General features: G+C 55.2%; 16 protein-coding genes. 13 read left to right on the forward strand and 3 right to left on the reverse strand.

The features are described from left to right. Nucleotides 1-78 precede the first annotated feature (78 nt). Nucleotides 79-1,467, reverse strand: coding sequence for a DUF2252 domain-containing protein (locus tag QOS10_RS06375; protein WP_283594543.1), 1,389 nt, complete (start codon nucleotides 1,465-1,467; stop codon nucleotides 79-81). Between the two features lie 140 nt (nucleotides 1,468-1,607). Between QOS10_RS06375 and QOS10_RS06380 the strand changes: the two genes are divergently transcribed. The 3 genes from QOS10_RS06380 to QOS10_RS06390 all read left to right on the forward strand — a co-directional run bounded on the left by QOS10_RS06380 (nucleotide 1,608) and on the right by QOS10_RS06390 (nucleotide 4,916). Beyond that, entirely contained in the window at nucleotides 1,608-3,158 is a 1,551-nt protein-coding gene (locus QOS10_RS06380) for a plasmid pRiA4b ORF-3 family protein (protein ID WP_283594545.1), read from the forward strand. Nucleotides 3,159-3,236: 78 nt separating this feature from the next. Beyond that, nucleotides 3,237-4,286, forward strand: a complete 1,050-nt coding sequence (locus QOS10_RS06385) for a zinc-dependent alcohol dehydrogenase family protein (protein ID WP_283594546.1) — start codon at nucleotides 3,237-3,239, stop codon at nucleotides 4,284-4,286. Nucleotides 4,287-4,331: 45 nt separating this feature from the next. Next, nucleotides 4,332-4,916 (forward strand): peptidylprolyl isomerase, encoded by a 585-nt coding sequence (locus QOS10_RS06390; protein WP_283594548.1) that lies wholly within the window; start codon nucleotides 4,332-4,334, stop codon nucleotides 4,914-4,916. Nucleotides 4,917-4,976: 60 nt separating this feature from the next. On the opposite strand, the gene QOS10_RS06395 is transcribed toward QOS10_RS06390, so the two are convergent. Continuing rightward, nucleotides 4,977-5,855 (reverse strand): LysR family transcriptional regulator, encoded by an 879-nt coding sequence (locus tag QOS10_RS06395; protein WP_283594549.1) that lies wholly within the window; start codon nucleotides 5,853-5,855, stop codon nucleotides 4,977-4,979. A 130-nt stretch (nucleotides 5,856-5,985) separates the two neighbouring features. Between QOS10_RS06395 and QOS10_RS06400 the strand changes: the two genes are divergently transcribed. The 8 genes from QOS10_RS06400 (at nucleotide 5,986) to QOS10_RS06435 (ending at nucleotide 17,020) form a co-directional block, all read left to right on the forward strand. After that, nucleotides 5,986-7,605 (forward strand): malolactic enzyme, encoded by a 1,620-nt coding sequence (locus QOS10_RS06400; RefSeq protein ID WP_283594550.1) that lies wholly within the window; start codon nucleotides 5,986-5,988, stop codon nucleotides 7,603-7,605. Between the two features lie 321 nt (nucleotides 7,606-7,926). Continuing rightward, entirely contained in the window at nucleotides 7,927-9,318 is a 1,392-nt protein-coding gene (locus tag QOS10_RS06405; protein ID WP_283594551.1) for a class II fumarate hydratase, read from the forward strand. Nucleotides 9,319-9,394: 76 nt separating this feature from the next. Then, nucleotides 9,395-10,789, forward strand: coding sequence for a flavocytochrome c (locus QOS10_RS06410; RefSeq protein WP_283594552.1), 1,395 nt, complete (start codon nucleotides 9,395-9,397; stop codon nucleotides 10,787-10,789). 85 nt (nucleotides 10,790-10,874) lie between these two features. Then, a complete protein-coding gene (locus tag QOS10_RS06415) occupies nucleotides 10,875-12,296 on the forward strand; it encodes an anion permease (RefSeq protein ID WP_283594553.1) in 1,422 nt (473 codons plus the stop codon). A gap of 117 nt (nucleotides 12,297-12,413) precedes the next feature. Continuing rightward, nucleotides 12,414-13,304, forward strand: coding sequence for a LysR family transcriptional regulator (locus tag QOS10_RS06420; protein WP_283594554.1), 891 nt, complete (start codon nucleotides 12,414-12,416; stop codon nucleotides 13,302-13,304). 82 nt (nucleotides 13,305-13,386) lie between these two features. Beyond that, nucleotides 13,387-14,751 (forward strand): threonine/serine exporter family protein, encoded by a 1,365-nt coding sequence (locus QOS10_RS06425; protein WP_283594555.1) that lies wholly within the window; start codon nucleotides 13,387-13,389, stop codon nucleotides 14,749-14,751. A 13-nt stretch (nucleotides 14,752-14,764) separates the two neighbouring features. Next, nucleotides 14,765-15,430: a uracil-DNA glycosylase gene (locus QOS10_RS06430; RefSeq protein ID WP_283594556.1), complete on the forward strand. Its 666-nt coding sequence runs from the start codon at nucleotides 14,765-14,767 to the stop codon at nucleotides 15,428-15,430. 108 nt (nucleotides 15,431-15,538) lie between these two features. Next, entirely contained in the window at nucleotides 15,539-17,020 is a 1,482-nt protein-coding gene (locus QOS10_RS06435; protein ID WP_283594557.1) for an MFS transporter, read from the forward strand. Between the two features lie 60 nt (nucleotides 17,021-17,080). Here the strand turns inward: QOS10_RS06435 and QOS10_RS06440 are convergent, their stop codons facing one another. After that, a complete protein-coding gene (locus QOS10_RS06440; RefSeq protein WP_283594558.1) occupies nucleotides 17,081-18,415 on the reverse strand; it encodes a replication-associated recombination protein A in 1,335 nt (444 codons plus the stop codon). A gap of 100 nt (nucleotides 18,416-18,515) precedes the next feature. On the opposite strand from QOS10_RS06440, the gene QOS10_RS06445 reads away from it, so the two are divergent. Both QOS10_RS06445 and QOS10_RS06450 read left to right on the forward strand, forming a co-directional pair. Beyond that, a complete protein-coding gene (locus tag QOS10_RS06445) occupies nucleotides 18,516-19,502 on the forward strand; it encodes an alpha/beta hydrolase fold domain-containing protein (protein ID WP_283594559.1) in 987 nt (328 codons plus the stop codon). Between the two features lie 15 nt (nucleotides 19,503-19,517). After that, complete coding sequence (locus QOS10_RS06450; RefSeq protein WP_283594560.1) at nucleotides 19,518-20,090, forward strand: DJ-1 family glyoxalase III; 573 nt, start codon at nucleotides 19,518-19,520, stop codon at nucleotides 20,088-20,090. Nucleotides 20,091-20,217 lie beyond the last annotated feature (127 nt).

Consider the following 20,217-nt stretch of genomic DNA (forward strand, 5'->3'; position numbering starts at 1 on the left):
GCAAATTGTGGTTCAAGCACTCATCAGAAGGGTGTTTGCTCACAAGCCACGTCCTTTAGGGCGTGGTGGTTGACTATCTTACTTTTCGATGTGCTTCTTAAATGCTTGGTAGTCCCGGTCAACCTGGTCGGTGTAGCGCAGGGCCCAATCGGTCAGGCCCTCATCGAGCAACTTTTGGTGGCGCAGGTATCCGCGCAGCATTGGTGAGGTTGGGCTCTGGGCATGTGACATTGCCAGACAGAAGGCACAGGTCTGGCAGTACAGCTGGTAGCTATCGAAGTCGAGCTTGTCGATCTTGATGGACTCCTTCATGTCCCGGAACTGACGAACATAGTAGCTCCGGTCGCCAAACTTGGTGCTGGCCAGGAAGGGATCGGACGTTGATTGGAGAACGCGCTGGGCCGTGACGATCCGCCGTCCCGCGATGAGGCCGTTATCGATGGCTTGTTGGACCTTGAGTGAGAGCAGGTTGTAACGCAGGGGCATGGCTTCCTTGACCTGGAGGACCAAGTGACTGCCGTCAATTCCGGTCAGCAGGATCAGGAAGCAACGGGTCCCGAAGCTGCCAACGCCGACACTGTAGCGAATGATGTCAGTGATGTGGAAGTTGGCCAGGTAGACCTTGATGTCTTGGCGGACGTTTTCCCGGTACTGTTCATAACCATCGACGACCGCCTGGTGCTCCTCGTCGCTGAGGTGCTTGGCACGCGGCGGATTGTCCCGGAAGATCAGCTGGCCGCGGTCGTTGATCGTCCCCATCTTGCGGATAATCTCCTCGGAGTTGCTGTGCTGGCTCTTCTTGATGATGTTCTGCAGGACCTTTTCCATCTGTTCCGGTGCCTCGCCATCACCCAGCTTATGAATGTTGTCGATCATATCGTGGATCTCAAAGGAGTAGTAGAAGACCGCCGAGAGTGGGAGCTTGTTGGCGTTCTTAATGGCGTGCCGGTAGGTCTTGGTGGTCAGCTCAAGAAGCTTGTGGAGATCGTCCTTATCGAAGCCGTTCTCCTCACCGGCCAGCTCAATGCTGACGAGGAGACGCTTGAGGTCACTCTCCCAGTTGCCGATCCGGGCCTCGTCGAAGTCGTTGAGGCCGAAGAGCAGCTTCCGTTCGGGTGAGGCATAGAAGCCAAAGTTGTTCACGTGGGCGTCCCCGCAGATCACGATGGGCATATTGCTCTGGTGCTGGTGTTTGAGGTCCTGTTCCATCAGTTCGGCCGTGCCCCGGAAGAAGGCGAAGCGGCTGGCCAGCATCCGTTGGTGGCGCAGCGGGAGCAGTTCGGGGATCATCTTGGCCTCGGTCTGTTCAATGGCGGCGACCGGGTCACGGTGAACCGGGACGAAGGTACTCAGTTCTTCACTGGAAACCTCCTTTTGGAGTTGCTTGCCGGCTTGTTCGAGTTCGGCCTTGCTCTTGTTGATCTTGATTCTTTTTAAGTCGAAAATATCTAATCGTTGTTGGTCCATGTCAGTGTTTCCTCTTTTGCTTAAAATTGCTAATTACCCTCATTTTAATGAATTCTTTAAGTTTGTAAATATTGGTTTGTGTTCGTCTGCGGTCTCTGTCACAATTATAGTAAGGAAATTGTTGAAAGGAGTGGATAAGTTTGATTATTACTGTTGAAAAAGCGGTGGCCCAGAATCTGCATGTTAATCCCCGGATAATCAACAATCTGAGCCTGACCAGCCCAGAAGCGTGGTCGGTCCGCACCAGCGGGGACTTCATGATTGTGATGAATAACCTGCTGACGTTACCGGTGATTATCCGTCATCCCCAGCGTTTTAACGATTCCCGGTCTTTCATCACTGCCTTTAAGCAGGAATTCCTGCGTTTGATGGAGCAGGCCCCCATTCCGCACGCTAAAATTCGGATGGTTCGTAACGCGCAGTTTCAGGATGTGCGTTTTACCAGCCAACAGGCAGACATGGCCCCAATGCACCTGCAGACCTATCAAAATGCCCTGACTGGCCCCAATTCCACCATTGATTGGGACACGCACCCCAGTAACGTTGAATTGGCCCTTCAGCTTGCCAGTCAGACGGGACCGTATGATCCGGATGATGATAATGGGGTACCGGTTCTCGAGCTCCTTGAAAACTATGTGATGAAGAACTTCTCTTTGCCTGCTCATCCGCACTTTAACGAGCACAATCGCAGCTATGGCTATCGGAGCAGTTCATTGAATGATGTGATGAACGCCGTTGCGGTTGATGAGCGGTTGCTTAATGATTACCGGCAGTACCTGCAGAACCGAGGAAAGAGCGACCAGGTGATCGACCGGGACCTCGACGTGGCCGACGACTACTTCAGCTTCTGCGATGGTTACGAGAAGACGATCATCGACGACCTTACCTTGGTCTACAACTACCTGATCCACTACGAGGAGGCGACGGCCACCCGGCTGACCGCCACCCAGTTGCGTGATAAGTGCGTTGCGTTGAGGAAACTTGGCTGCTTCATGCGCTATCAGCGCCTCTTTTCCGCGGCCGACTTTGATCAGTTTGTCCAGGCAATTAGCCAGGGGGCCAATGACCTGGTCACCACGGACCGGGACTACTATTTTCAGCGCCTGTTGCGTAATGTTCAGAATCAGGTTCAGGACCAGCGGGATGCCTTCACAGTGGCACGCCGCCACAGCCGCCAGCGTTACCGGCTGACGGTCACCCTGGAGGACTACCAGCCAGCCATGTGGCGGCAGTTTGACCTCGGTGGGGATACCCGGTTGGATAGCCTCTGTTACCAAATCCTGGCCAGCTTCCGCGCGAATGGCAGCCACCTCTTCGCACTCCAGGATCAGGAGCACAACTACCAGCTGCCAATCTTCGACAGCGGCCTTGGTGCCCAGGAAAGCCTGCTGGCCCACTGGCTTGGTGAATACCAGCCCGGCGACGAGCTCCTCTTAACCTATGACTTTGGCGACAGCTGGCGGTTTAAGATCAAGATCGATGCGGTTACCGCCGAACCCCGCTTGCGGACGGCGGGCCCGGCCAAGCTGCTTGCCGGCAGCGGCCGTGGAATTATTGACGATATCGGCGGGACAACCGGCCTGGCTGAGGTTGCCAAGGACGATCCGACCGTTGACCGGCCGCTCAGCATTAGTGGGGAGCAAGCGGCCTGGTTGAAGCGGACCGACCAGCTCAAAAAGCACTACCGTTAGTTAAATGTCGTTTTCTTCACAAACTCGCGAAAAGGGTTACAATGAAGCTGTAAGTTCAATGAAGTGAGGCTGATAGACATGGAAACGCAAATTGATGATTTACCGAAGACAATGCGGGCCTGGGAGGTTACCACCCCAGGGCCGATCGATGGCGACCGGGCACCGCTCAAGATGGTGGAAAAGCCGGTGCCAACACCTGGTCGGGGTGAGGTCCTGGTCAAGATTCTGACCTGTGGGGTCTGCCATACTGACCTCCACGTCACCGAGGGGGACCTGCCCGTCCACAAGGAACACGTCACCCCGGGGCACGAGATTGTCGGCAAGGTGGTTGCCCAGGGACCTGAGACCCAACGCTTCAGCCTGGGCGAGCGGATCGGGATTCCGTGGTTCCGCCACGCCTGCGGAGTCTGCAAGTTCTGCCGGTCCGGCCACGAAAACCTCTGCCCTCATTCCGTCTACACTGGTTGGGACCACGACGGCGGATATGCCGAGTACGTAACGGTACCGGAGGGCTTTGCTTACCGGATTCCCGAGAAGTTTGACTCCCTGGAGGCCGCTCCGTTGCTCTGTGCCGGGATCATCGGCTACCGGGCCTTTGAACGAGCCAACGTTCCGGCGGGCGGCCGGCTCGGCCTGTATGGCTTCGGCGGTTCTGCCCACATCACGGCCCAGATCGCCATGGCCCAGGGGATCGAAGTGCACGTCTTCACCCGGGGTGCCGATGCCCGGAAGTTTGCCCTCCAGCTCGGTTGTGCCTCAGCCCATGGCGCCTATGATCTTTCTGACGTGCCGTTGGATTCCTCAATCATCTTTGCCCCAGTTGGTGACATTGTGCTGCCAGCGATGGCCAGCTTGGTTCCAGGTGGGACCCTGGCCCTGGCCGGAATTCATATGACGGATGTTCCCGCTTTGAATTATCAGAAGCACCTCTTCCACGAGAAAACCATTACCAGCGTGGAGAGCAACACCCGGCGCGATGGCGAGGAGTTCTTGACCCTGGCCGACCGGCTGAATATCCGTCCCGAGGTTCACGAATACCCGTTTGAAAAGGCCGACGAGGCGTTGAAGTATGTCAAGCGCGGTGACATCAAGGGTGCCTGCGTGCTGCGGATTAGCCATGATGAATAGCTGATGATATACTAGAGGGCATCACAATTGAAATGAGGGAAGAAAATGGATTATCCACAATTAGACCTGTCGAAGGCGCAGGGACCAAAAGCGATCATTAAGACCAACCTGGGAACGATCGAGGTGCAGTTCTTCGAAAAGCTGGCTACCAAGACGGTCAAGAACTTCGTTGAGTTGGCAAAGAAGGGGTACTACGATGGCGTAACCTTCCACCGGGTTATTCCGGACTTCATGATCCAGGGCGGCGACCCAACTGGAACCGGCCGTGGTGGTGAGAGTATCTACGGCCACCCGTTTGAGGATGAATTCTCTGAGCAGTTGTTCAACTTCAACGGGGCCCTCTCAATGGCCAATGCCGGTCCCAACACCAACGGCAGTCAGTTCTTCATCGTTTCTAACGAGCGTGTTCCAGCCAAAATGATCGACCAGATGAAGATGGTCGGTTATCCACAGGAAGTGATTGACCGCTACAAGGAGAACGGCGGGACCCCATGGCTTGACCATCGCCACACCGTCTTTGGCCAGGTGATCAAGGGAATGGACGTTGTTCAGGCCATCAGCAAGGTTGAACGCGACCAGATGGATAAGCCGAAGGATGACGTTGTGATGGAAAAGGTCACAATTGAGTAGTTATTAACAAATTAAGCCGCCGCAGGGGAAAACTTGCGGCGGCTTTTATTATATCTAGTGTTAGTGATTATTAGTGAGCAGGTCCCACAACTCTTGCTTGCGGGGCGTCAGTTCCTCGGTTTCGCGCATGGCCACGGAGAGGTGGAAAATCGGCTGGTCGGGACCGCTGATGGCGACCTGTTTGACGTTATCCCCCTTTTCCACGGCGAGACTCGTCAGGAAGGTGATCCCGAGGTTCTCGCTGAGCATCGCCTTAATGACGTGGATGTCGGCGGTGCGGTAGAGGATGTGCGGCCGGAAGTGGGCTCGGCGGCACATCTGCTTGAAGGCCTGGTCATGGAAAAATTCAGTGTCGGGGATGATGAATTGTTCATTCTTCAGGCTGGTAAAATCCACTGTTCGCTGTTTAGCCAGGGGATGATCGGTACCGACGATGACCTGGAAGGGGAAGCGGGCCAGCTCCTGGGCCTTCAGCCGCGTCTCCTTGAGCGGGGCTAGCGAGCCGAGGAGGGCCATGTCGAGATCACCGTGCTGGAGCATCTTCAATAGTTCCCGGGAGCCATGCTCGTAGGTTTCCAGATCGGGCATCAATTGGTGGCGCATCAGGCGGGGCGTCAGCGGCGGGAAGTAGTAGTTGCCGATGATGGGCGGCAGGCCGAAGCGGATCTTGGTGGCGTTGGCCCGGTCGATCTCCTTCTTGGCGACCTGGAGCTCATTTAGGATCAGGTCGACGTGGTTGGCGAACTGCTGACCGGTGGCGGTGACGTGTAGCTCCCGGTGAACATGGTCACGGACAAAAAAGGTGGTGTTGAAATCCTGCTCCAGCCGTTGAATGGCCATGGTGATGGTGGGCTGGCTGACCCCGAAGTGCTGGGCCACCTTGGAAAAATTTTGATCTTTTATCAGCTGCTGGTAATATTCTAAATCTTTAATCTTCATTTGAATCCCTTCATATCAGTAATTTGACCGTTGCACATCAAGTTTATTTATATCATAGCATGAATTTGACTATATCATAATCCGCTCACTATGATGGGGAAGATCAAACAGAAAAGGAAGACGATTATTAATGAATAAGGCAATGGCAATCTTAAATGATCCCTTCAAGAACAAGGGGACCGCATTTACCCAGGAAGAACGGGAACGGCTGGGACTGACAGGAGTACTCCCGCCACGCGTCAAGACGATCGAAGAGCAGGCAGCCGAAACCTACGCCCTCTTTGAAACCAAGACCAGCAACATCGAGAAGCGCCACTTCTTGATGGAGGTTTTCAACACTAACCGGACCCTATTCTTCTACCTGATGGGTCAACACATCACGGAATTCATGCCGATCGTGTATGATCCAGTGATTGCCGAATCAATCGAAAACTACAACGAACGCTACCAACGGCCCCAGGATGCCGTTTACCTCTCCGTCAAGCACCCGGAGCGGATCAAGAAGAGTCTAGCCAACGTTAGCGGTGACCGGGACATCCGCCTGATCGTGGTCACTGACGCCCAGGGAATCCTCGGGATCGGTGACTGGGGTGTTGACGGGGTCGACATCGCCGTTGGGAAGCTGATGGTCTACACGGCGGCAGCCGGGATTAACCCAGCCCAGGTCCTCCCAGTTTCTATCGATGCCGGGACGGATAACCCCAAGCTGCTGGATGACCCGAACTACCTCGGGGAACGTCACCAGCGGATCACCGGCCAGGAATACTTTGACTTTATCGATCGCTTTGTGGATGAAGTGGAAAAGCTCTACCCGAAGAGCCTGCTGCACTTTGAAGACTTTGGCCGGGGAACCGCAGCCCGAATCCTCGACAAGTACCAGGACAAGATCCTGACCTTCAACGATGATATCCAGGGAACGGGAATCATCGCCCTGGCAGGGGTATTGGGTGCCATGAACATCTCCAAGGAAAAGCTGACCGACCATACTTTCCTGACCTTTGGTGCCGGAACTGCCGGCATGGGGATCGCCAAGATGCTCTATGACGAATTGGTTCGCCAGGGCCTGACTCCAGAAGAAGCCAAGAAGCACTTCTACCTGGTCGACAAGCAGGGCCTGCTCTTCGACGATACTGAGGGTCTGACCGAAAAGCAGAAGCCATTCACCCGCCAGCGGAGCGAATTTGCCAATGCGGACGAACTGACCAACCTGCTGGCGGTGGTTAAGGCCGTTCACCCAACCGTGATGATCGGGACTTCCACCCAGCCGGGGACCTTTGACGAGGCCGTCGTTAAGGAGATGGCGGCCCACACTGACCGGCCGGTGATCTTCCCGCTGTCCAACCCAACCAAGCTGGCGGAGGCCAAGGCCGCTGACCTGCTGAAGTGGACCAACGGCCGGGCCCTGGTCGCAACGGGAATTCCGGTTGCTGACATTACCTACCAGGGAGTGACCTACCAGATCGGGCAGGCCAACAACGCCCTGATCTACCCTGGGGTCGGCTTCGGGGCCCTGGCTGTTCAGGCCAAGCAATTGAACGACAACATGCTGGCCGCCGCTGCCCACGCTCTGAGCGGCTTGGTTGATCCGGACCAGCCGGGGGCCGCTGTCCTGCCGCCGGTTTCCAAGCTGGCTGAATTCTCTCAGCGGGTAGCACAACGGGTCGCTCAATCAGCCATTGACCAAGGACTGACGACGATGACTGACGCTAAAAAGGCTGTTGCCGATGCCAAGTGGGAACCAAAGTACTAATCTATTAAGGGCCTACTGACTAGGCAAAAATCAGCAAATTAGTCTAAAAAGTTTGTGATTCTGATCTTAAAATCGCTAAATCTCAAGGATCCAATTTAATAAATTCTTGAGATTTTTTTATTCAACGGTTTGTGAAAAAATTTCGTTAATAAAATGAAAACGCCTTTACAACGGCTTGCATTCCGCTCGATATAAGTGAAATTTATGGAATGCTAAAGGTTTGACTATGCTGAGCCTGTCGGGTTAGGATAGTGGTGTAAATGATGTGTAACATTTCACAAACAAAGCAACTTTTGATTACATCATTGGAGGCGTCAAAAAATGACAGAATACCGTACTGAAGAAGACACGTTAGGTCCCGTTAAGATTCCTGCTGATGCACTGTGGGGTCCCCAGACTGAACGTAGTCGCAACAACTTCCCAACTGGCCAATACATGCCATTAGCAATTATCCGGGCGCTGCTGAACATCAAGAAGGCCGCCGCCCAAGCCAACATGGAAACGAAGGCCATCTCTGATGAAAAGGGTAACCTGATTGTTAAGGCCATCGACGAACTGCTAGCCTTAAGCGACGAAGACCTGCGTAAGGACTTCCCACTGAAGGTTTACCAAACCGGTTCTGGTACGCAAACCAACATGAACACTAACGAAGTAGTTGCTCACAAGGCTCACCAGATCAACCCGGACATTGAAATTCTGCCAAACGACGATGTTAACAAGGGGCAAAGTTCTAACGATACCTTCCCAACAGCCATGAACGTGGTTGCTTTGGAAGCTGTTAACAAGCTGAAGCCGGCTGTTCAACACCTGATTGATGAATTGAAGATCAAGCAGGACAAGTACTGGAAGACGGTTAAGGTCGGCCGGACCCACCTGCAAGATGCTGTTCCATTGACGTTCGGCCAAGAAGTATCTGGCTACGTTGCGGCCTTAGAGCACGACCTGAACTACATCAAGACGCTTGAACCAACGCTGAACGAACTGGCTATCGGTGGAACTGCCGTTGGTACCGGTCTGAACGCCGCTGAGGGTATGCCAGAAAAAATCGCCGAAAAGCTTTCTGAAGTTTACGGCCTGAACCTGACTGCCAAGAGCAACAAGTTCTACGGCCTGGCTAACCACTCCGGCTTAAACGTTGTCCACGGGGCTTTAAAGACCTTGGCCGCTGATATGTTCAAGATTGCCCAGGACATCCGGTTCCTCGCTTCTGGTCCGCGGGCTGGTTACGATGAATTGAACATTCCGGCTAACGAACCTGGTTCTTCCATCATGCCTGGTAAGGTTAACCCAACCCAAGCAGAAGCCGTTACAATGGCTGCCCTGCGGGTCTTCGGTAACGATACTGTCGTTACGATGGCATCATCCCAAGGTAACTTCGAAATGAACGTTTATAAGCCAGTCATGATCGACGCCTTCCTTGAATCCGCCGACCTGCTGACGGGGACGATCACCGGCTTCACTGACCGTTGCGTCAAGGGTCTGACCGTCAACGAAAAGCGGATGGCAGAACTGGTTGACAACTCCCTGATGACAGTTACGGCATTGTCACCACACATTGGTTACCACGACAGCGCCAAGATTGCGCAAGCCGCAGATAAGGCTGGCAGCACGCTGAAGGAAGCTGCTCTTAAGTCTGGTAAGGTCACTGAAGAACAATACGATGAGTGGATGGACATGTTGAAGATGACCAACGCTGATCGCAAGGACAAGTAATTAAATGGTAATCGGGAGCAGGCGCATATCGGCTGCCTCTTTGCCTGGTTAAGCAAACGAAAAGGAGCACATTATAATGGCAGAAAAATTTCAACCATTATCCGTAAGTAAGCTGGAAGACAGTTACGATGCCGTCATCATCGGTTCTGGTGGTACCGGTCTGTCCGCCGCCATTCAAGCCCACGAATTGGGGTTAAAGGTGGCCGTATTTGAAAAGGAAGAAGAGTTGGGTGGAAACACCAACCGGGCTTCCTCAGGAATGAACGCCGCTGAGACCAACGTGCAATTAAAGCACGGGGTTATTGACAACGTTGCTGACTTCTACCGGGAAACTTACAAGGACGGGGGCCGGCTGAACGATAAGGACATGCTGGGCTACTTCGTCTACCACACTGCCCCAGCGATTGACTGGCTGGCTGACCACGGGATTAAGCTCGATGACATCACTGTTACTGGTGGGATGTCCAAGAAGCGGACTCACCGGCCAGCAAGCATGGCCCCAATTGGCGGCTTTCTGGTTAAGAGCCTGTTGGACGTTGTTGCTAAGGAAGACATTCCGGTATTCAACGACACCAAGGTTACGAGCCTGTTTCAAGATGACGAAGGCCGGATCAACGGGGTTAAGATCAACGCCAACGGCCTGATCAAGGCGATCGATGCCAAGGCCGTGATCCTGGCTACCGGTGGTTTCGGTGCCTCCAAGGAGTACATCGAACGCTTCCGTCCCGACCTCAAGGACTACAAGACCACGAACCAACCGGGAGCAACCGGTGACGGTCTGAAGTTAGCGGAAAACGTCGGTGCCGAACTGATGCAGATGAATCTGGTTCAGGTTCACCCAACGGTTCAACAGGATCACCCGCACGTCTACCTGATTGGTGAAGCCGTTCGTGGTGAAGGGGCTATTCTGGTTAACGCTCAAGGGAAGCGGTTCATCAACGAACTGAACACCCGGAAGATCGTTTCCAACAGCATCACGGCCCTGCCAGAACACAGTGCCTACCTGATCTTTGACCAAGGAATCCGTGACCGGGCGAAGGCCATCGAGTTCTACGACAAGGTTGGCTTGGTTGTTCATGGTGACACCATTGAAGACCTGGCTAAGAAGTTGAAGATGGACCCAGAGACGCTGGCTCAGACAGTGACGACCTGGAACGAGGCCGTTGAGAGCCACAACGACCAAGAATTCGGCCGGACGACCGGGATGGATCGGGGCATCGAAAAGCCAGGCTTCTTCGCCATCCACATCGCCCCAGCTATCCACTACACGATGGGTGGAATTCACATCACGCCGAAGACCCAGGTCCTTGATGGTAACGGGGATGTAATCCGTGGCCTGTTCGCTGCCGGTGAAGTTGCCGGTGGTCTGCACGGGAACAACCGGGTCGGCGGTAACTCCATCGCCGAGACAGTGGTTTTTGGCCGTCAAGCCGGTCAACAGGTCACCCTGTACGTTCGTAAGCAAAAGTAATTGGCATTAACTGGTCGGCATATTCCCGACCGTCTTGCCTTGCAATTATTTATCAACGATGAGACATAAGAGGAATTATTGAAAGATGAAAAAATTAGAACACGTCAACTATCGTGGCTTCATCTTGCCAGTCGTAGTGGGATTAATTCTCTGGCTGATGACGCCAATTAAACCGGCGGCAGTTCCAGTTGCCGGCTGGCATATGTTTGCCCTGTTTGTGGGGACCATTATTGCCTGCATTACCCGGCCGCTGCCAATCGGTGGGGTTTCAATTGTCGCTTTTGCCTTAACCGTTCTTACCAAGACGGTACCAATGGACAAGGCAATCGTCGGTTTCGGGAATGCTTCTATTTGGATGATCGCGATGGCCTTCTTCATCGCCCGGGGATTCATCAAGACCGGTCTTGGTCGGCGGATCGCCCTTAACTTTGTGAAGGCCTTTGGTAAGCGGACCCTGGGTCTAGCCTACTCCTTAATCGGTGTTGACCTGATCCTGGCTCCGGCCACGCCAAGTAACACGGCCCGTGCCGGTGGGGTGCTGTACCCAATCATTGAGTCCCTTTCCCAATCCTTTGGTTCTGACCCGAAGAATGGGACCCAACGCAAGATCGGTTCATTCCTGATCTTCGCCGAATACCATGGTGACATGATCACCGCGGCAATGTTCATGACCGCGATGGCCGCTAACCCGCTGGTTCAAACCCTGGCTAAGGGCAGCGGTGTTAACATCACCTGGATGGGCTGGTTCCTGGCCGCTCTGGTCCCAGGGATCATCTCATTGATTGTTGTTCCATGGCTGATCTACAAGATGTATCCGCCTGAGATCAAGGAAACGCCAAATGCTAAGCAATGGGCGGAAAAAGAACTCAGCGAAATGGGCCCAATGAGTCTGGCCGAAAAGATCATGGCCGTGATCTTCATCTTAGCCCTGATCTTGTGGATGACCGGAAGCTTTATTGGTATCGATGCTACCCTGGCCGCCTTCATCGCCTTGGCACTCCTGCTCTTAACTGGGGTGCTGAGCTGGCAGGATGTCCTGCACGAAACTGGTGCTTGGAACACCCTGACTTGGTTCTCCGTGCTGGTTATGATGGCCGGCTCACTGACTAGCCTGGGCTTCATTCCTTGGTTGAGTAAGGCTATCGGTAGTTCACTGCACGGGATGAATTGGGTCCTCGTATTGATTATCCTGATTGTCGTCTACTTCTACAGTCACTACCTGTTCGCCAGTTCAACGGCCCACGTTACAGCGATGTACAGTGCTTTCTTAGCCGTTGCCATCTCTGCCAACGTACCACCAATGCTGGCGGCCCTCTTACTTGGGTTCTTCGGTAACCTGATGGCATCCACGACCCACTACGCTTCTGGTCCGGCACCAGTCCTCTTCGGTTCTGGTTACGTTCCACAGTCCAAGTGGTGGACACTGAACTTCGTCTTGGGGATCTTCTACCTGGTCGTTTGGATCGGGATCGGCAGTCTCTGGATGAAGGTTATCGGCATATGGTAATAAACTAACGAGTCTGATTAGCAAATTTGCTTTGCTGATCAGGCTCTTTTTGTTTTCCTAAGTAAATAGTTGCTATAATAGCTACTGTTACTAAAATCTGCCGATGGAGGAATTTGAATGAACACGCGAGATCTACAATATTTTGTCGCCCTGGTAAAGTTTAAAAACTACACCCAGGTTGCCAAGCAATTCCAGGTGTCCCAACCCACCATTACCCAGGCGATTCAGCGGCTCGAGCGCGAATTTGGGGCCCAGCTGGTCCGCAAAGACCGGGTGCACAGAGATGAGATGATCACCCGCAGCGGCCGCCTGCTCTATGAAAACGCCCAGCTGATCAACGAGAAGATCGAGCTGACCCACAAGGAGATCCGGCGGGCCAACCAGAAGCAGATCCGTTTTGGAATGCCGCCGATCATCGGCCGGCTCTACATTTCAAAGATTGTCAGCGAATTTTCCAAGGACCTCCTGTCGCGGCTGAAGATCACCTCGGTGGGGTCCCACGAATTATTGAGTCAGGTCCGCAACGGCAAGATTGATATCGCCCTGCTGGGGTCGACCGCCCCGATCAACGAGCCCGGAGTATATGCGGACCTGATCTCGGGCCGGCGTTTTGGGGTCATTGTTAGCACCAATAACCTCCTGGCTAAGCGGGACGAGGTCAGCTTTAAGGAACTGGCGGGAGAACGTTTCATCAGCTTTGACCAGCAGTACGTCCACCAGGCCGCCTTTCGTGCTTATTGTACCTATGCCCAGATCAACCCAACCGTCGCTATGTACCGGATTCCCGATATCTCCTGGATCAAGGAATTGGTTCGCCAGAATATTGGGATTAGCTTGATGGCGAGGGATGCCGTGGCGAATAACGAACCCGGCATCAAATTCGTTGAGATTACCGATCCGCTGCCGGAACGTTTCTACATTTCAGTGGCGACCCGGGAAGGCTACGTCCTGAGTCCTGATGAGCAGGATTTCATCGACCGCTTACGCAGGCTGCACGTGGAAAATTAGGGCAGCCGTTGGCAGAGGGCGTATAATAATTAATGATATTTTGACAAACTTGATTAATTGATTTTGGGGGACATTAAAAGTCATGAGCAAAGACGATGAACTGATGTCGGAATTCGAACCGGCGCGGCACCTATCCGCAAAACACCACATGGCTATTCCGTGGCAGGATTTCTTCACCAACGATAACTTTACGCCGGCGAGTGAGGCCAACCTGGTTGAGCGGGCGGCAATTGTCGGCCGCATCGGGCTGATGATGCTTTCCTATGGAACCGGGGCCTGGCGGGTGCGGGACTCGATGAATATCGTGGCCCGGAAGCTCAAGATGACCTGCACGGTTGATATTGGCCTGGTGTCGCTCGAGTACACCTGCATGGATGCCCATCATAGCTACACGCAGGCGATTTCGCTCCCCAGCACCGGGGTCAACACGACCAAGCTGGCTAAGATGGAACGCTTCATCGATGACTTCAACGACCACGGGGATGAGATGACGATCGGTGAAATCCATGCCCACCTGGAGAAGATCGCTCACTCAAAGGGCAATTACGCTCCGTACCAGGTCGGGCTGGCCGCGGCCCTAGCCTGCAGCGCCTTCGTTTTCCTGCTCGGCGGTGGCCCGATTGAGATGATCTGCAGCTTCATCGGCGCCGGGCTGGGTAACTTTGTCCGGCGGAAACTGATTGACCGCCACATCACCCTGTTTGCCTGCATTGCCGTGGCAGTCGCGGTGGCTTGCCTGACCTACCTGCTGTCGCTCAGCGTCTTGCAGCTGGCCCTTCACGTCAGCTCACGGCACGAAGCGGGTTACATCGGGGCAATGCTCTTCATCATTCCGGGATTCCCGTTCATCACCAGCGGCCTGGACATCTCCAAGCTGGACATGCGTTCGGGCCTGGAGCGGATGACCTACGCGGTTGCCATCATCCTGGTGGCAACGCTGGTTGGCTGGATCGTGGCGTTGGCAGTGAACCTGCGGCCGGAAAACTTCGCTGCTTTGCCGCTGTCGACCATGGCAATGCTGCTGTTACGGATTCCCGCCAGCTTCTGCGGGGTCTTCGGCTTCTCAATCATGTTCAACAGTACGCCGCGAATGGCGGCCATTGCGGGCCTGATCGGGGCGGTAGCCAACACGACCCGGCTGGAACTGGTTGACCTGACGTCGATCCCAGCGGGGGCCGCGGCCTTCATCGGGGCCCTGGTAGCCGGCCTGCTGGCGGCAGTGGCCAAGCGGAAGGTGCGTTTCCCACAGATTTCCATCACCGTTCCTTCGATTGTTATCATGGTGCCGGGGCTATACCTGTACCGGGGAATGTACAACCTCGGTCTGACCTCCATCAGTGTGGGAGCCCTCTGGATCACCAAGGCCCTGCTGATCGTGGTCTTCCTGCCGCTGGGGCTGATCGCGGCCCGGATCCTGACCGATACCAAGTGGCGGCATAACGGCTGACGGGGGTGCGGCGATGATTATCGAGTATCCCACCGACCTGTTGGCAGACGTCAAGAAAGCAACGGCGGGCCGTCGTTTAACGGGGTTTACTCCCGGGCAGGGGCCTCGTCATCCGGAACTGATGCTGATCGGGGAGGCGCCCGGGCGGCACGAGGAACAGGTCAATATTCCCTTTTCGGGAGCGTCAGGCCAGGAATTGATGAAACTGGTCGAATCGATTGGCTACTCCCGGCAAACCGTCTACATCACCAGTGTTGTCCGCCAGCGCCCGTACTCGATCAAGCGAGTACGGGATAAAAAGACGGGGCAGGTTGTTGAGAAGACCCCGAACCGGACCCCGACCAAGGGGGAGGTGCGGGCCTTCGCACCGCTCTTCGACTGGGAGCTGCACTACGTTGATCCGCAGGTGCTGGTGCCGCTGGGCAATACGGCCCTCCAGCGCCTGCTCGGTCCTCAGGCTAATATTGGCCAGCTGCACGGCCAGGCGATCACGTCGGCAATTCAGGAGGCGGACCCGGCCGGGAAGGGATACCGGTGGAGCAAGCGCCAGTATCGGCTCTTTCCGATGTACCACCCGGCGGCCATTCTCTACGCTCGGCGTCTCCAGCCCACCGTTGAGGCCGACTGGCAACGCCTGGGGCAGTTCATGCATAATTTGCATCGTCAAGAAAACAAATAAGGCAATATACTTTTGGCCGTTTTGCCGGTATAATATAGAAATAGATTCGGAAACTTCTTGCTTGCAAGGAGTTTTTTTAGTTCTGTGGATAAATGGGAGGATGAGTTTTTGTTAGAAAATCAACGTCGGACAATTGTGACGGGAGCCCTGCTGCTGTCCAACATCATGGCGGGAATGGACGGGACGATCGTCAATACCGCCCTGCCAGCGATTACCAGCGACCTGCACGCCCTGCAGTACATGGGCTGGATCGTGGCCACCTTCCTGCTGGGAATGGCGGTGGCCACCCCGCTGTGGAGCAAGTTTGGTGAGCACAAGGGAAACAAGGTGGCCTATATCTGCGCCACGACCATGTTCATGGTGGGAGCCATCTTTCAGGGCCTGGCACCCAACATTTTGTGGTTCATCATTGCCCGGACTGTGATGGGGATTGGGGCCGGGGGGATGAACACGATCCCCTTCATCGTCTTTGCGGAGATTTACGAGAACCTCCGCAAGCGGGCCGAGGTCCTGGGGATCTCCAGCGCCTGCTTCGGGACAGCTTCGATCATTGGGCCCCTGCTCGGTGGGTGGCTGGTTGATACCTGGAGCTGGCACTGGGTTTTCTACGTTAACGTCCCGATTGCCATCATCGCGATTACGATCATTGCGATCTTCTACAAAAACTCGGGCCAGCAGGCAGCCGGCAAGCCGGTTGACTACCTCGGCGCGACCCTGCTGGTGACCAGCCTGACCACGATTTTGGTTGCCGTGCAACTGATCGGTTCGGTTTCCTGGCTGGTCGTGGTGGCCCTCTTGGCGATTGGGGTGGCCCTGCTCTGCTGGATGGCGCGGATCGACAGCCGGGCGCCGGACCCGATTGTGCCCAGCCGGCTCTTTAAGAACCGCGAGCTGGTAATCGACTTTTCCCTGTTCGTGATTATCTGGGGGTCCTTCATTGCCTTCATCACCTACATTCCAATGTGGGCGCAGGGGCTATTGGGTCTGAGCGCCCTCCTCGGGGGGATGACCCAGATCCCGGGGGCCGTTACGAACTTTATCGGCTCTGAGCTGGTGCCATTCCTGCAGGACCGCTGGGGGAAGTATTGGATCGTCACCTGTGGGGCGGCTTCGATCTTCATTGCCTTTCTCGGGATCCTGATTGCGGGTGAGAGGGCGCCGTTCTGGCTGCTCCTGACGATGGGGGCCTTTGAAGGAATGGGGGTCGGTTTGGTCTTCAACATCCTGCAGATCAGTGTCCAAACTGACGCGGAACTGCGTGATGTGCCGATTGCGACCTCGATGGGGTACCTGTTGAGGATTCTCAGTCAGACCCTGATGGCGGCGGCCTACGGGGTCATTCTGAACGACCAGCTGTTCAAGGGCGTTCAGCACTCGCACGGCATCACGATGACCATGCTGAATAAGCTGTCGAACGCCGAGACAGCCGATTCCCTGCCCAAGGCGCTGGTCCCGACGATGCGGACCATCCTCTACAATGGTTACCGGGACATCGTGATTGCGGCGATTGTCCTGATCGTGATTTCACTGCTGATCGTGATCCCGCTGGGCTGGAAGCATCACCTGGCGGCCCAGCAGCAACAAGGCTAGAATAATCAAAACGGCTGATGAGCAGTTGCGCTCACCAGCCGTTTTGGCTTTTAAATCTGATTATTCATTTTTGCTGGGGTGTTTGCGGTGCCAAGCGGCAATCTGGGCCAGCCGGGCCTTGAAGCGGGGCTCAAAGCCCTGGTCACCGGGGTGGTAGAAGTGCGCGCCTTCAAGCTCTGGCGGCATGGTAGTCATGTTCGTCAGCTTGTCCTTGGTGTCGTGAGCGTATTGGTAGCCCTGACCGTAGTGGAGCTCTTTCATCAGCTTGGTCGGGGCGTTGCGGATCTGCAATGGGACAGGGAGGTTGCCGGTTTTTTTAATGGCTGCGTGGGCCTCCTGCCGCGCCTTATAAGCAGCGTTGGACTTCGGAGCGGCGGCCAGGTAGATCACACACTCCGTCAGGTGGACATCACACTCCGGCATCCCCAGAAACTGGCAGGCCTGGAAGGTGTTGATCGCCACGCGGAAGGCGTTGGTATCCGCTAGTCCAATGTCCTCGCTGGCAAAGCGGACCAGCCGGCGGGCGATGTAGAGGGGGTCTTCCCCACCGTCGATCATCCGGGAGCACCAGTAGACGGCGGCGTCGACGTCACTGTTGCGCATTGACTTATGGAGGGCCGAGATGATGTTATAGTGCTCCTCGCCGTGCTTGTCATAACGCAGGGACTTGGTGTTGACCAGCTGGTCGAGGTCGTCAGCTGTGATGGTGACCTCCTTACCGGTCCGCTGCCCGTTGAGGACCGCCATCTCCAGGGTGTTGAGGGCAATCCGGGCGTCACCGTTGGCAAACTGGGCGATGGTGTGGAGCTCGTCGTCAGAACAGTGGATCGTCAAGCCCGGAAAACCGGCAGGGTGTTTGAGGGCTCGCTTGAGGACCTGCTCAATATCCGTGGTCGTCAAAGACTTGAGGACGAAGACCCGGCAACGGCTGAGCAGGGCCGCGTTGATCTCAAACGATGGGTTCTCGGTCGTGGCCCCGATCAGGGTGATGCTGCCGCGCTCAACGAAGGGGAGGAAGGCGTCCTGCTGGGCCTTGTTAAACCGGTGGATTTCGTCGATGAAGCAGATCGTTCGCTCACCGTACTCCCGGTTCTGCTCGGCCTCTTCCATGATCTTACGGATGTCGCGGATACTGGAGGTGACCGCGCTGAAGGTGATGAAGTGGGCCTTGGTCTGGTGGGCGATGATCTGAGCGAGGGTCGTCTTGCCGATGCCGGGCGGCCCCCAGAAGATCATTGAAGATATTTGGTCATTTTCGATGATGTCGCGCAGAACCTTTCCCGGGCCGAGGAGGTGGCGTTGACCGACGAATTCGCCGATGGTCGTTGGGCGGACCCGGTTGGCCAGCGGGGTATTGTCGGCGTTGTCCTGGGCAAACAAAGACTCTTGATGCATTTTAAAAATCTCCTTTGCTCATATTCTAAACTAAATCTTAACAAAATTGTATTCTGAAGCGTGTTAGGATAAGGATAAAGAGGTTAAAGGGGCAGAAAAAATGAAAAGACTCAAACGGTTCCGCAGTGGACTTGCCAGTAAACTGGTGAACAATTTAGGCAATAGTTTTCGTGAGTTGCACCGGTGTGGTAATCATCGTTCTAATAAGGCAACGTTCATTGAGATGGGAATCCAGCTCAGCGGGTTCAAACACGCCCTCTCTGAGCCGGCAGCGTTTGATGAGTTGATCCAAACGGCGCGGCAGACGAATGGTCAGCGCTATGACCTGCCGCAGGTGACCTTCAACGTGAAGCTGCGCCAGTTAAAACACTACCGGATTCCGGTCTACGTGCTGAACGAACGCGGCCTTAACCAGCGCGTGATCGTTTACCTGGCGGGTGGTGCGTATATCCAGCCCGCCGATAAGACCCACTGGCAGTATCTGAACCACCTGGCCCAGGCGACCGAGGCCCGGGTCTACATCCCGATCTATTCGCTGGCCCCGCAGCACAACTTCCGGGAGGCCTACCAGGAGATTGCCCAGCTGTACGGTGAGCTATACCAGCAGGTGCCGGTAAGCGACATCACGTTGATGGGTGACTCTGCCGGCGCTGGCTTGGCGTTGGGCTTCAGCGAGTACCTGGGCCAGCGGGGACTCCCGCAGCCGGGACACCTGATCCTGATCTCACCGTGGTTGGACCTGGACCTGACCAATCCGGTCATTGAGCACTACGAGCAGGACGACGTGACGCTGAGTCGGTATGGCCTGCGCCGGATCGCGGACTTGTGGGCGGGAGATATCAGTCACCAGGATTACCGGCTGAGTCCCTTAAATGGCAACCTGGACCAGCTGCGCGATGTTTATGTCTATGCCGGAACGAAGGAGATCATGTACCCGGATGCGGCGATCCTGGTGGAGAAGTTTAAGGAAAACCGGATTCCGGTCCACTTTACCGTGGGGCGGGGGATGTTCCACATCTACCCGCTCTACCCGGTTCCCGAGGCCGATGCGGTGATGGAACAAGTTGTTAAGATTGTGAATAGTTAGGATGGAGTGATTAGTTTGACAAAGGTAGCAGTAGTATTTGCCCCCGGTTGTGAAGAAGTTGAGGGCCTGTCAATTGTCGATGTATTGCGGCGCATGGGGATTGAAACGACCATGGTCGGCCTGGAAGGAATCAAGGTTCCGGGGGCCCACGGAATCGAATTGACCTGTGACCAGACCTTAGATGACCACCTGCTGGACTACGACCTGGTGGCCTTCCCTGGCGGCCGCGGCGGTGCCGAGAAGCTTCGCGACAACGAGCGCCTGGCAAAATTGATGCGGGAACGCAACCGGCAAGGCAAGTGGGACGCTGCCATGTGTGCGGCCCCGATTGCCCTGGCCAAGTACGGCCTGCTGGATGGGCGTGACTACACCTGCTTCCCTGGGATCAGCGAAGAGGTGGACCGCTTAGCTAAGGACGCTCACTTCAAGGAGATGATCACCGTGGTCGACCAGGCCGGTAAGATCGTCACCAGCCGGGGTCCGGCAACAGCACTGGCTTTTGCCTACCAGATCGCAGAAGTCCTGGGTTACGACACTAAGCAGATCAAGCACGAGATGCTGTACGACTACCTGATGGACCAGCGCTAAAAAGAGCTAAATAAAATGGCGGCACGTTGATGGGCGTGCCGCCATTTAGTAGTGCGCCCGGCATGGGTATTAGCTAGGCGGTGAAAGTCCGCTATGGGCCGTAGTAGTCGGAACCATGAGCTGAGGA

The sequence above is a fragment of the Limosilactobacillus galli genome (assembly GCF_947381495.1).
Taxonomy (GTDB): domain Bacteria; phylum Bacillota; class Bacilli; order Lactobacillales; family Lactobacillaceae; genus Limosilactobacillus; species Limosilactobacillus galli.

What these genes read in the sequence shown, in the direction of transcription:
- QOS10_RS06375 (WP_283594543.1), bottom strand. Translation starts at nt 1,467, where the DNA reads ATGGACCAACAACGATTAGATATTTTCGACTTAAAAAGAATCAAGATC.
- QOS10_RS06385 (WP_283594546.1), top strand. Translation starts at nt 3,237, where the DNA reads ATGGAAACGCAAATTGATGATTTACCGAAGACAATGCGGGCCTGGGAG.
- QOS10_RS06390 (WP_283594548.1), top strand. Translation starts at nt 4,332, where the DNA reads ATGGATTATCCACAATTAGACCTGTCGAAGGCGCAGGGACCAAAAGCG.
- QOS10_RS06395 (WP_283594549.1), bottom strand. Translation starts at nt 5,855, where the DNA reads ATGAAGATTAAAGATTTAGAATATTACCAGCAGCTGATAAAAGATCAA.
- QOS10_RS06400 (WP_283594550.1), top strand. Translation starts at nt 5,986, where the DNA reads ATGAATAAGGCAATGGCAATCTTAAATGATCCCTTCAAGAACAAGGGG.
- QOS10_RS06405 (WP_283594551.1), top strand. Translation starts at nt 7,927, where the DNA reads ATGACAGAATACCGTACTGAAGAAGACACGTTAGGTCCCGTTAAGATT.
- QOS10_RS06410 (WP_283594552.1), top strand. Translation starts at nt 9,395, where the DNA reads ATGGCAGAAAAATTTCAACCATTATCCGTAAGTAAGCTGGAAGACAGT.
- QOS10_RS06415 (WP_283594553.1), top strand. Translation starts at nt 10,875, where the DNA reads ATGAAAAAATTAGAACACGTCAACTATCGTGGCTTCATCTTGCCAGTC.
- QOS10_RS06420 (WP_283594554.1), top strand. Translation starts at nt 12,414, where the DNA reads ATGAACACGCGAGATCTACAATATTTTGTCGCCCTGGTAAAGTTTAAA.
- QOS10_RS06425 (WP_283594555.1), top strand. Translation starts at nt 13,387, where the DNA reads ATGAGCAAAGACGATGAACTGATGTCGGAATTCGAACCGGCGCGGCAC.
- QOS10_RS06430 (WP_283594556.1), top strand. Translation starts at nt 14,765, where the DNA reads ATGATTATCGAGTATCCCACCGACCTGTTGGCAGACGTCAAGAAAGCA.
- QOS10_RS06440 (WP_283594558.1), bottom strand. Translation starts at nt 18,415, where the DNA reads ATGCATCAAGAGTCTTTGTTTGCCCAGGACAACGCCGACAATACCCCG.
- QOS10_RS06445 (WP_283594559.1), top strand. Translation starts at nt 18,516, where the DNA reads ATGAAAAGACTCAAACGGTTCCGCAGTGGACTTGCCAGTAAACTGGTG.